Below are 12,185 nucleotides of genomic sequence, written 5' to 3'. Positions count from 1 at the left end.
GTTGAGAAAACTTTAGTTCATACCCGAACCGTAAATGTATTTATTAAGATTAAGTCGAAATAAAGAACCATCAACTAAGTCTTTTATAGAATTTAATTCAATTGGAGATATTTCTAAATCCAACGCAACATAAGGAGTCTTCAATAAAAATTTATCGAAGGCGCGTTCTACACCACGTGTATCATAATCATTATGGTCTGTTACGCAGTCTTCAATTAAATTGTGAAATTCATTTAATTCTTGAACCGAAAAATAAAATCCCATTTGTTTAAAAAGCAGTTGGATTTTATCTGATATAATTTCGTTGCCTTCTTTCCAATAAAATGAAATTCCAAAATCGTTTCGGTATATCTGTTCGATATCTTTCATGGCAATTTTTTTAGGCCACAAAGATACGCACTCTTTGTATTAATACTTGACTAAGAAAAGCATAAAAAAAAGCTAAAAAACCAATATGACTATTTGATTTTTAGTTATTTATGTAGTGTTTGTGGTTTTTCTTTTTTATGAAATCCTATCTCATAATAAGATTATTTCAGCCAATTTTTTAGCTTAGAAATAAATGCTGCCTGTTGGTCAACAAATAAATAATGCGAGCAATTATTAAGGAAAGCAAAGTGATTTTCTCCAGTAATTGCCTTAAGAGAATTAATTTGTGCCGATGAAAAAATACCGTCATCTTTTCCATAGATTCCATAAATAGGAACTCCAGCAGATTTGATTTTCTTTAAAATCGCGCGCGTATCGATGTTATTTTGTTTTTCATTTTGATAAAAAAGAAGTGGAGCATTTTTATTTCGAATATTCGTTTTATAAAATTCTCCAGCTTCATAATCAGAATAAAGCTTTTTAGATTCTGCTGTCGGATTTGGCATTTTAAAAAAGCCATTTTCACCAGCAAGTTCAAAACATCCTTTTCTATATTCGGCTGAATTTTTATCTAAGTTTTCTACAACATCGATTCGCTTTAATTGTTCAGAATCGTTGCTGTATTTTTTCTTCAGCGTATTTAATATGTGATCGTAGGTTTCCTGTTGAGAAAATAAAGCGCCAGCCAAAACCAAAGCGCTTACATTTTTAGGGTATTTATTGGTATAAAGTGTTGCAACTAAACCGCCAAAACTATGTCCTAAAAGAATTGCTTTTTTTAAATGGTATTTTTTATAAATCGAATTTAAATCCTGAAAAGCTTCTTCGTACGTGAATTTCGCATTTGGGTCTGCAGATCTTCCTTCGCCTCTTCGATCGTAAGCAATAACATAAAAACCTTGATCGGCCAGTTTTTGAGCTGTTGTTCCTTCAAATAAAGTAGCATTGCCACTTGGCCCTCCATGAATAAAAATGATGGTTTTATTCTTTTCGTTTCCGTAGGTTTTGATATAAAGATTTTGCCCTTTGGAGAAAAGGGAAAAGATTAAAAAGAAAGAGACTAAAAAGGATTTCATTTACTCCAATTTATGGTGTTCATCCATATCTTTTTTCAAATCTAAATTTCTAAATGTAGGTGATTTCAATGCAGTAAAAACTACAGTTAAGAGTGTAACACTTCCTCCAAAAACAACAGAGGTAACTGCCCCCATCAATTTGGCAGTTGCACCACTTTCAAAAGCACCTAATTCATTTGAAGATCCAACAAAAATCGAGTTTACGGCACCCACACGTCCGCGCATGTGATCTGGAGTTTTAAGCTGTAGAATAGTCTGACGGATTACCACTGAAATTCCATCAGCCAATCCGCTTAAAAATAAAGCGAAAACAGAAAGCCAGAAATAAGTCGATAATCCAAACAAGATGATGGATAAACCAAAAACAAAAATGGCAATTAAAAGTTTTTTTCCTGCATTTTCATACAACGGCACATAAGCCGAAATAAGCATCGTGATAAAAGCACCTACAGCAGGAGCGGCTCTTAAAATTCCGAAACCTTCAGAACCCACTTTCAAGATGTCTTGTGCAAACACAGGCAATAATGCAACGGCACCTCCAAAAAGGACCGCAATCATATCGAGTGATAATGCGCCAAGAACAATTTTGTTTCTGAATACAAATGTCAAGCCTTCCATAAGACTATCTTTTATAGATTCTCCCATTTTTGGGTTTACAATAGGTTTTTGACTGATTTGCGATAAGGCGATTAATGATAGAATTGAAAATCCAAAAACCAAACACATGGACCAGTGAACACCAATCCAATTGATAGAGAATCCCGCTAGTGCAGGTCCCATAACGGCTCCAATCTGCCAAACCGAACTACTCCAAGTTGCCGCATTTGGATATACTTTTTTAGGAATGATTAATGAAAGAAGAGAGAAAATTGTTGGTCCCATAAAAGAACGAACGATTCCGCCAAAAAATACTAAAGCGTAAATCGAATACAAAATAACATGTGTAGACCAGCCTCCAACAACTTTTGGCCAAGTCAATAAGAAAAGTCCAAAACTAATTACTGAAAATCCTAAAATACACTTCACCAATAAGCCTTTCTTTTCTCTTTGGTCAACAATGTGTCCTGCAAACAAAGACATTGAAACGGCAGGAATAATTTCCATTAAACCAATAATTCCTAAAGAAAGCGGGTTTTTGGTTAAACTATACACTTCCCATTCAATAACAATAAATTGCATAGACCAGGCAAAAACCATTGCAAAACGCAATAATAAAAATACGTTGAATTCTTTATATCGAAGCGCCTGATAAGGATCGGGTTTGTTGGATTTAATTTCTTCCATTTGTTCTAATGTCTTTCAGCATAAGCTGTGTTGAAACAGTTCCGTTCCATTCGTTTTCGGCAATGCAATATGCCAACTGAAACGGATTTTGATTTTTTACAATATTTAGTTTTTTTCCTAATCCGAAACCAATTGCGGCGATTCCGTCTGAGTTGTTTTGTTTGGCAAAAAGCCTTAAATGTTCTTCTTCTGCACCTAAAGTTTTAGCGTAACCTGTATCAAAAGCATTTTCAGTCATAAAAACAGGCGTCATATTCTGAGGGCCGAAAGGTTCGAATTGTTTTAGAATTCGAATTAATTTGGGTGTTATATCGGAGAAATTGATTTCGGCATCGATCTCAATTTCTGGAGTAAGCATTTCGGGTAAAATAGTTTCAGAAACCTGTTTTTCAAAAGCATCTTTAAAAGTTTGATAGTTTTCTGCTTTTAAAGTCATTCCTGCAGCGTACATGTGGCCTCCAAATTGTTCCAGATGTTCGGCGCAGGCGTCTAAAGCATTATAAACATCAAAACCTTTTACAGATCGGGCAGAGGCTGCATATTTGTCGCCGCTTTTAGTAAAAACCAACGTCGGGCGATAATACGTTTCAATCAATCTTGAAGCTACAATTCCGATTACGCCTTTGTGCCAGTCTTCTTGAAAAACGACTGTTGAAAAACGTTTTTCTTCGTTGTTTTCTATAATCTGCTGAAAAGCTTCTTTGGTGATTTTTTTATCTAAATCTTTTCGATCTGCGTTGTATTGCTCAATTTCCGAAGCAAATTGTTGTGCTTGTTCAAAATTGAATTCAGTTAACAATTCAACAGCGTGATTTCCGTGTTTGATTCTTCCGGCAGCGTTAATTCTTGGTGAAATAATAAAAACAACATCGGTAATATCGAGAACTTTCTTTTTTACCTGATGTGTTAAAGCTTTAATTCCGGGTCTTGGTTCGCTATTAATAACTTTCAATCCGAAATGTGCTAAAACACGATTTTCTCCCGTAATAGGAACAATATCTGCAGCAATTGCTGTAGCTACTAAATCTAGATAAGGAACTAAATCTTCAATCGTTTCATTTCGATTTTGTCCTAAAGCCTGAATCAATTTAAAACCAACTCCGCAACCGCACAATTCATCGTAAGGATAAGAACAGTCTTCTCTTTTTGGATCTAGAACAGCAATGGCATCTGGAAGAAATTCTCCGGGGCGGTGGTGATCGCAAACAATAAAGTCAATGTTTTTTGCTTTCGCGTAGGCGATATGATCAATCGATTTGATTCCGCAGTCTAGAGCGATAATTAAAGAAATTCCATTGTCATCTGCGTAATCAATTCCTTTATAAGAAACGCCATAACCTTCGGCATAGCGATCGGGAATGTAAGTGGCAATGTTGGGATAATGCGATTTTAGATACGAAGAAACCAAAGAAACGGCTGTTGTTCCGTCAACGTCGTAATCGCCAAAAACTAAGATGTTTTCTTCGTTCTGAATGGCTTGTTCAATTCGGGCAACAGCTTTATCCATATCCTTCATCAAATACGGATCATGTAAATGTTCTAAAGAAGGACGAAAGAAATTCTTCGCCTCATCAAAAGTTTCAATGCCACGCTGAATCAAAAGCGTTGCTACAAAATCTTCTACATTTAAGGCTTGTGCCAAATGTTTGACTTTTTCTTCAGAAGGTTTTGGTTTTAAGGTCCAACGCATTGTCGATTTTAGATTTTAGATTGTTGATTTTAGATTGTCGAAGCTATTGTTTATTAAGATTACCAAATCTTCAGGATTTTTATTTTGACTTTTTAAGTTGTGAAATTGATTATTTATTGATTCGTCCACTGCTTTTCCGTTACAGATTTTGATTAAATAAGGAAATCCTTTTTGATCGGAAACATTAAATAGCATATGAGAAATATATTCTCGATTGTATTCATTTTTAATGCTTCTACCTTCAAGAAAAACCAGTTCAATATCATCTTTAAGATTTGGAATAATATTTTTTTCTATATAATGATGATTATTTTTTCGATTATTATAACAGAAGAATTTCTTTCCTTCAATCGATACTAAATAATTACTATATCTTTTTTTGAACCGTTTTTTTTGAAAGAATTCAAAAACCGAAAAGACTATAATTAAGGGAAGAAATAATATAAACAAAGGAATTCCAATTATAAACAGAAAGAGTATAACCGCAATTTCTTTTAATTTTTCCTTCATAGATAATTAAGAATTTAAAAATATTTTTATTTCAATTCCAAAGCATTTCCTTCAAATTGAATTCCGTCCCAACCTAAATTGATGAAATTTCTAATGTTTTGGTGATTTGTTCCGTTTGGATCGCCTAAAACTTCTTCAAAATAAAATGCTCCAAAACACGCTAATGTTTCTTCTTTACTTAGATTCTGCAATTTCGCGAAAGAAAACAATTTGCAAGAACCTGAATTTTCGCCAGCTGCATTATGTTGTGTTCCGTTTTGAAAAGCGGTTGGAGTAAAGTTGTAATTTTCTTCGATTACTGCAATCGTTTCAGGAAATGTGATTTGTGTTGGAGTTTGTTTTACTTTTTCTAAAAAGGCTTGAATGCTCATGATTTATTCTTTATTTATATTTTTTGGTTCATATTTGTCACATCGAGCGGAGTCGAGAACCAAACGTGCATCTCGACTCCGCTCGAACTGACAAATGGAATTGAACTAACATTATTTTTTATTCTTCTTCGTCCTTAGAATATTTACTTTTCTTCGCTTCTTTTTCTATTGTTTTTCCAGCAACGACAACTACAATTTCGCCGCGTGGTGCTGTTTTTTCAAAATGCGCTAAAACTTCTTTTGCAGTTCCGCGTACATTTTCTTCGTGTAATTTTGATAATTCTCTCGAAACACAAACTTGTCGGTCTTCTCCAAAATATTGTACAAATTCGGCTAAAGTTTTAACGAGTTTATGCGGAGAAACGTATAAGATCATCGTTCGAGTTTCTTCGGCTAAAGCCAAAAAACGAGTCTGACGTCCTTTTTTATCAGGTAGGAAACCTTCAAAAACAAATTTATCATTTGGAAGTCCGCTGTTTACCAATGCAGGAACAAAAGCTGTTGCTCCAGGAAGACATTCTACTTCGATTTTATTTTCTACGCAAGCGCGTGTCAATAAAAACCCAGGATCTGAAATGGCGGGAGTTCCAGCGTCTGAAATCAAAGCGATAGTTTCGCCAGCTTTCAAACGTGCAATTAAGTTTTCGGTAGTTTTGTGTTCGTTGTGCATATGATGGCTGTGCATGTGCGTGCCAATTTCAAAATGCTTCAGGAGTTTTCCGCTTGTACGGGTATCTTCCGCCAAAATCAAATCGACTTCTTTTAAAACCCGAATGGCTCTAAAAGTCATGTCTTCAAGATTGCCAATTGGCGTTGGAACGATATATAATTTTGACATAATTGTTTATTCGTGAAATGTAAAATGTGAGATGCGAAATGTCTTTAAGAGAATTTTTTCTCGATAATTCCCATAAAACGCTCTGCGTAATCGTCTTTTCCTTCCCAGTTGTTATAATCTGGTTTTACCATGTTTTCGATAAACTCGTTTGCTTCTGCATAGGAATCAAAAGTTAAAAGCTGATTTAAAACACGGCTGTAATCTTCTGTGCTGTTTCCGAAAAGATTTTTAGTAAAAGCAATTCTGTCATTCAAATCAATATGAAAACCTCTTGCCAGTTTTTCGTTCAAACTTACCGATTTTAGCTGTGCAGGAGTTTCAAGTATAGCCGTTTCCACTTTTTTAGGTTCCTTAAAATCACTGATTGAAGGAGCTTGCGTTGACGGAACAGTTTCAAAGCTTTCCACTTTTACAAATTGTGCATCGGCGTAATTAATGCCAAAATCTTCAAATTGAATAGTTGGCTGTGCAGGAGTTTCTGCTTTTGGCTCTTCTTTAATTTCTTCTTTAATTTCTTCTTTGATTTCTTCTTTGATTTCTTCCTTAATCGGCTCGGTTTCTAATTCAAAAGCAGGTTTGAAATCAGGAATAGGCTTTAACTCATTAACAGTCGTAAAAGAAAGATCATCGATAGGTTTTTCAGTTTCTTCTACTTTTTCAGCAATTGGCTCAACAATTTCTTCGACAATTGGCTCTTCAATAACTGCTTCTTCAATTTCGGCAGCAATTGGTTCAACAGTTTCTTCAATTACAGGTTCTTCAACTTCAACCACTGATTCAATGGCTTCGGTAATTTCTACTGGTTCTTCTTCCGAAATTTCAGGTTCATAAGATTCCTCTAGCGCAATAACTTTTTCTTCAGCAGGAGCTTCAAGTTCAATTATTGTTGGAACTGCATCTTCTTTTTCGAAAATAGTTTCCAATTCAGAAGTAATATCGCTTTGCCCGATTGTTGGTTTTGCAGCATCGAAATTCTCTTCTACAAATTTTAATACCGCTAATTTTTCGTATAATTTCTGAGTTTCAAGGTACAATTGATTGATATCGGATTTATTTTTAAGTTTTAAAATTCGATGTGCAATGCTAATTAAATCAGCTTCCAATTTTTTTTTCATAACTGTTGAAAATTATAGTGAATAAGGTATTTTAGTGTATTTGATGTCTGAATGTTTCTATTCTCAAGGAAATTCAAAAGATAATTTTTTATTTCTGTTAATACGCTGTCGCGAATTTAAGGTTTGATAAAAATTTTCTACTTTTGAAAAAATGTAAAACAGTACATTTTTACATCAATTTATTGCCAGTACAAAGTAATAAAAACTATTCATTTTTAAAGGTAGAAAAATACAAAATGTTTCTCGAAAATACAGTAAATCACAAAGAACAATTTGGTTGGATTGAAGTTATTTGTGGATCAATGTTTTCGGGTAAAACCGAAGAGCTGATCCGAAGATTAAAGCGCGCCCAATTTGCCAAACAAAGAGTCGAAATTTTTAAACCCGCTATTGATACCCGATATCATGACGAAATGGTTGTGTCGCATGATGCCAACGAAATTCGTTCTACGCCAGTTCCTGCGGCGGCTAATATTTTAATTTTGGCCCAAGGATGCGATGTGATCGGTATTGATGAAGCTCAGTTTTTTGATGACGAAATTATTACCGTTTGTAACGATTTGGCAAATCAAGGAATTCGTGTAATTGTGGCTGGATTGGATATGGATTTTAAAGGAAATCCGTTTGGACCAATGCCAGGACTTATGGCAACTGCAGAATATGTAACGAAAGTTCATGCTGTTTGCACGAGAACTGGTAACTTAGCAAATTATAGTTTTAGAAAAACGGCTAATGATAAATTGGTAATGTTGGGTGAAACAGAAGAATATGAGCCACTTAGCCGTGCAGCGTATTTTAACGCCATGAAAAAAAATCAGGAAAAATAGATCTGTTTTCCTTGTACAAGCCTTAACAAAACAATATAAAATATGAGAAAATCGACTGGTTTATTGTTATTATTAATTGGAATTGCAGTTGCTTTTGTAGCTTATTTTCAATTTTATCTTGGCGAAAAGGAAGATGAAGTAAATGCTGAAGTTAAAGAACTAGTTGTGAAATACAATAAAAGCTGTCCGCTAAATATTCAAGAAGGAATTCGTTTAGACAGTGTCACTTTGCCTCAAGAAAGAACAGTTCAATATAATTTAACCTTGATAAAGGTGGTTAAAGAAACTGCAGAGATCGGTGTAATTCAGGAAGAAATTAGAAAAAGTCTTTTAAGCACTGCGAAAGCAAATCCTGGACTGCAGGTTTTTAGAGAAAACGATTATACTTTGGTCTATAGTTACTCTGATAAAAAGAGATCTTTTTTGTTTGATGTAAAAATATTGCCAGACGAGTATAAATAATTTAACATCTTCGTAGATGTCGTTAAACCCGACAGGTTTTTTGAAACCTGTTGGGTTTGTTGTTTTAAAAATATATTTATTCATTCCGTAGGAATGTTTGGTTGGTAGATGTTTTTAATTTGATTCACCAGATACACGTTACGTAGGAACGTCTGATTGCGATTCAAAATATTCAATCGTTAGAATAATTCTCCCTACAGGACACAACCTAAATTCCGCAAATATTTTTTTCTACCGACGAGATATTCCTACGGAATATTATTTATTCTAACTAATTGATAAAAATAAAACCCGACAGATTTTAAAAATCTGTCGGGTTTGCTATTTAAATGAACTTATATTTCTTATATGGTAAAAAAGAAAAAATTAAATCTTCTTTCTCATTCTCGCCACTGGAATATCCAACTGTTCACGGTATTTTGCAATAGTTCTTCTCGCAATCGGATACCCTTTTTCTTTTAAGATTTCTGCCAGTTGATCGTCTGGAAGCGGTTTTCTCTTATCTTCTTCCTCAATTGTGTTTTGAAGAATTTTTTTGATTTCTAAAGTCGAAACGTCTTCTCCTTGATCATTTTTCATGGCTTCAGAGAAAAATTCTTTAATAAGTTTCGTTCCATATGGCGTTTCTACATATTTGCTGTTCGCCACACGCGAAATTGTCGAAATATCCAAACCAACCATATCTGCAATATCTTTTAAGATCATTGGTTTTAGTTTCGTTTCATCGCCGTCTAAGAAATATTCTTCCTGATAATGCATAATGGCATTCATGGTTACAAAAAGAGTTTCCTGACGTTGTCTGATGGCATCGATAAACCATTTAGCAGAATCCAGTTTTTGTTTGATAAACTGAACGGCATCTTTCTGTGCAGTCGATTTATCACGGGATTCTTTGTATGTCTGCATCATTTCCTGATAATCTTTAGAAACGTGCAAAGAAGGAGCATTTCTTCCGTTTAGGGTCAGTTCTAATTCGCCATCTACAATTCTTATGGCAAAATCTGGAACAATATTTTCTGTAACTTTATTGTTTCCGGTAAAAGAACCGCCTGGTTTTGGGTTCAAACGTTCAATTTCGTGAATTGCTTTTTTAAGCTGTTCGTTAGAAATGCTGTATTTCTGTAATAATTTATCGTAATGTTTCTTCGTAAAAGCATCAAACTGATTTTCGATAATGTCAATTGCTAAATCAACATATTCAGTTGGAGTTTTATGTTTTAGCTGAAGCAATAAACATTCTTGTAAATCACGCGCGCCAACTCCCGAAGGTTCAAGCTCATGAATCACTGTCATCATTTTTTCGACCATTGCTTCATCAGTATAAATTCCCTGAGTAAAAGCCATATCGTCTACAATATCCGGAATACTTCTACGGATATAACCCATATCATCAATACTTCCAACAAGGAATTCAGCGATTTCGCGCTCTTCATCATTCAAAATAAAAGTATTCAACTGATTGATTAAGTCTTGATGAAAACTAATTGGAGCTGCAAAAGGCGTTTCGCGTTCTTCGTCGTCACTGTAATTGTTTACCTGAGTTTTGTAATCAGGCATATCGTCGTCGCTTAGATATTCGTCAATGTTAATGTCGTCTGCTTCGATTCTGTCAGATTCTGCATCATCATAATCGTCGTAGTCTTCATTAGCGTATTCATCAGCTTCGTAATCGTCTTCTTTTCCAGCTTCAAGAGCCGGATTTTCGTTCATTTCTTCTAATAAACGCTGTTCAAAAGCTTGCGTAGGCAATTGAATTAACTTCATCAGCTGAATTTGCTGTGGAGATAATTTTTGGGATAATTTTAAATTTAAAAATTGCTTTAGCATTTGATTTTGTTAAAAGTTTCAAGTTTCAAGTTTCAGGTTGAGAACGTGCCGCAACTTGAAACTTGAAACCTGAAACAAATATTATTATTTTAGTTCACGCTCCAAATAACTTGAAACATGAAACCTGAAACTTTTTTAAACTAAATCGATTAAAACTCCGCGCTTCCAGGAGTTCTTGGGAAAGGAATTACGTCTCTAATGTTTGTCATTCCAGTTACAAACAATACCAAACGCTCAAAACCTAAACCAAAACCTGCGTGAGTTGCCGATCCGAATCTTCTAGTGTCTAAATACCAGTATAATTCTTCTTTATCAATTCCAAGTTTTTCCATTTTCTCAACCAAAACATCGTAACGCTCTTCTCTTTCAGAACCACCAACGATTTCTCCAATTCCAGGGAAAAGGATATCCATAGCACGAACTGTTTCTCTTCCTGGTTCAGTGTTGTCGTTTAGACGCATGTAAAACGCTTTAATGTTTGCTGGGTAATCGTATAAAATTACTGGACATTTAAAGTGTTTTTCAACCAAGAAACGCTCGTGTTCTGACTGTAAATCAGCTCCCCATTCGTTGATTAAATATTGGAATTTCTTCTTTTTATTTGGAGTTGAATCTCTTAAAATGTCAATTGCCTCAGTGTAAGAAACACGTTTGAAGTTGTTTTCTAAAACAAAGTTTAATTTCTCTAATAAAGGCATTTCGCTTCTTTCTGCCTGTGGTTTAGATTTTTCTTCTTCAAGAAGTCTTCCTTCTAAAAATGCTAAATCATCTTTACAGTTATCTAAAGCATATTTAATTACATACTGAATAAAATCTTCAGCCAAATCCATGTTGTCATCAAGGTCGTTGAAGGCAACTTCTGGTTCGATCATCCAGAATTCTGCCAAGTGACGAGAAGTATTTGAATTTTCTGCTCTAAAAGTTGGTCCAAAAGTATAAATCTGACCCAAAGCCATTGCGAACGTTTCACCTTCTAATTGTCCAGAAACCGTCAAGTTGGTATGTTTTCCGAAGAAATCTTTTTTGAAATCAATGTTTCCCTCTTCATTTTTTGGAAGATTATCCAAAGGCAAAGAAGTAACTTGGAACATTTCTCCAGCACCTTCAGCATCAGCTCCAGTAATGATTGGTGTGTTTACGTAAACAAAACCTTTTTGCTGGAAATAGCTGTGAACAGCATAAGACAATACCGAACGCACACGCATAATCGCACCAAAAGCATTTGTACGTACACGCAAGTGAGCGTTTTCACGTAAAAATTCTAAAGAGTGTTTTTTAGGCTGCATTGGGAATTTCTCCGCATCAGAATCTCCAAGGATTTCAAGTTTGTTCACCTGAATTTCATATTTCTGACCAGCACCTTTACTTTCAACCAAAGTTCCAATTACAGAAACCGCAGCTCCAGTAGTGATTCTTTTTAAAGTTTCTTCTGGTGTATTTTCAAAATCAACAACACATTGAATATTATTAATGGTAGAACCGTCATTTAAAGCGATGAACTGATTATTTCTAAAAGTTCTCACCCAACCTTTTGCATTCACTTCCTGTAACGTCGTCGTACTGTTTAATAAGTCTCTAACTTTTGTGTGTTTCATTTTTATATATAATTGATATTAAATAATATTCGTTTTGAACAACTGCAAATATAATCGATAATAATTAATTTTTGAAGCTGTTTCCCGCTCTTCGCTATATCTTTCTATTTTTAAAGGAAAAATAGAAAGGATGCCGCTTCGATCGGGGCTAGGGCATTTGGTTTCAAAAGAATCAATTTCTCTTGCTTTTGTCATTTCGAGGAACGAGGAATCTCCGTAAG

13 protein-coding genes are annotated in these 12,185 nt (G+C 34.6%); 2 read left to right on the top strand and 11 right to left on the bottom strand.

From position 1 onward, the window contains the following. Positions 1-12 precede the first annotated feature (12 nt). The 8 genes from SOM12_RS15980 to SOM12_RS15945 all read right to left on the bottom strand — a co-directional run bounded on the left by SOM12_RS15980 (position 13) and on the right by SOM12_RS15945 (position 7,253). The gene (locus SOM12_RS15980) at positions 13-369 is read right to left on the bottom strand and encodes a hypothetical protein (RefSeq protein ID WP_320494203.1); all 357 of its coding nucleotides are present in this window, start codon (positions 367-369) and stop codon (positions 13-15) included. A gap of 161 nt (positions 370-530) precedes the next feature. After that, entirely contained in the window at positions 531-1,445 is a 915-nt protein-coding gene (locus SOM12_RS15975) for an alpha/beta hydrolase (protein WP_320494202.1), read from the bottom strand. Continuing rightward, the gene (locus tag SOM12_RS15970; protein ID WP_320494201.1) at positions 1,446-2,729 is read right to left on the bottom strand and encodes an MFS transporter; all 1,284 of its coding nucleotides are present in this window, start codon (positions 2,727-2,729) and stop codon (positions 1,446-1,448) included. It lies immediately after the preceding gene. Then, positions 2,716-4,419, bottom strand: coding sequence for a single-stranded-DNA-specific exonuclease RecJ (gene recJ / locus SOM12_RS15965; protein ID WP_320494200.1), 1,704 nt, complete (start codon positions 4,417-4,419; stop codon positions 2,716-2,718). Before recJ ends, SOM12_RS15970 begins: the two co-directional genes overlap by 14 nt. Before the next feature lie 15 nt (positions 4,420-4,434). Continuing rightward, positions 4,435-4,929, bottom strand: coding sequence for a hypothetical protein (locus tag SOM12_RS15960; RefSeq protein WP_320494199.1), 495 nt, complete (start codon positions 4,927-4,929; stop codon positions 4,435-4,437). Positions 4,930-4,955: 26 nt separating this feature from the next. After that, positions 4,956-5,300: a HopJ type III effector protein gene (locus tag SOM12_RS15955; RefSeq protein WP_213259964.1), complete on the bottom strand. Its 345-nt coding sequence runs from the start codon at positions 5,298-5,300 to the stop codon at positions 4,956-4,958. 118 nt (positions 5,301-5,418) lie between these two features. Beyond that, entirely contained in the window at positions 5,419-6,138 is a 720-nt protein-coding gene (rsmI, locus tag SOM12_RS15950) for a 16S rRNA (cytidine(1402)-2'-O)-methyltransferase (protein WP_250834968.1), read from the bottom strand. Positions 6,139-6,182: 44 nt separating this feature from the next. Then, positions 6,183-7,253 (bottom strand): hypothetical protein, encoded by a 1,071-nt coding sequence (locus SOM12_RS15945; RefSeq protein ID WP_320494195.1) that lies wholly within the window; start codon positions 7,251-7,253, stop codon positions 6,183-6,185. Positions 7,254-7,489: 236 nt separating this feature from the next. On the opposite strand from SOM12_RS15945, the gene SOM12_RS15940 reads away from it, so the two are divergent. Both SOM12_RS15940 and SOM12_RS15935 read left to right on the top strand, forming a co-directional pair. Further along, positions 7,490-8,080 (top strand): thymidine kinase, encoded by a 591-nt coding sequence (locus tag SOM12_RS15940; RefSeq protein WP_095928508.1) that lies wholly within the window; start codon positions 7,490-7,492, stop codon positions 8,078-8,080. A 42-nt stretch (positions 8,081-8,122) separates the two neighbouring features. Beyond that, complete coding sequence (locus tag SOM12_RS15935) at positions 8,123-8,542, top strand: hypothetical protein (protein ID WP_320494193.1); 420 nt, start codon at positions 8,123-8,125, stop codon at positions 8,540-8,542. A 366-nt stretch (positions 8,543-8,908) separates the two neighbouring features. Here SOM12_RS15935 and rpoN read toward each other — a convergent pair whose 3' ends face one another. The 3 genes from rpoN to SOM12_RS15920 all read right to left on the bottom strand — a co-directional run bounded on the left by rpoN (position 8,909) and on the right by SOM12_RS15920 (position 12,159). After that, positions 8,909-10,369, bottom strand: coding sequence for an RNA polymerase factor sigma-54 (gene rpoN / locus SOM12_RS15930; protein ID WP_095928315.1), 1,461 nt, complete (start codon positions 10,367-10,369; stop codon positions 8,909-8,911). A 149-nt stretch (positions 10,370-10,518) separates the two neighbouring features. Then, a complete protein-coding gene (asnS, locus tag SOM12_RS15925) occupies positions 10,519-11,964 on the bottom strand; it encodes an asparagine--tRNA ligase (protein WP_095928314.1) in 1,446 nt (481 codons plus the stop codon). Between the two features lie 18 nt (positions 11,965-11,982). Further along, a complete protein-coding gene (locus SOM12_RS15920) occupies positions 11,983-12,159 on the bottom strand; it encodes a hypothetical protein (protein WP_320494192.1) in 177 nt (58 codons plus the stop codon). Positions 12,160-12,185: the final 26 nt, after the last annotated feature.

This window comes from Flavobacterium sp. CFBP9031 (assembly GCF_034044945.1).
GTDB lineage: Bacteria > Bacteroidota > Bacteroidia > Flavobacteriales > Flavobacteriaceae > Flavobacterium.
This window is presented reverse-complemented; position numbering and strand designations above follow the sequence as displayed.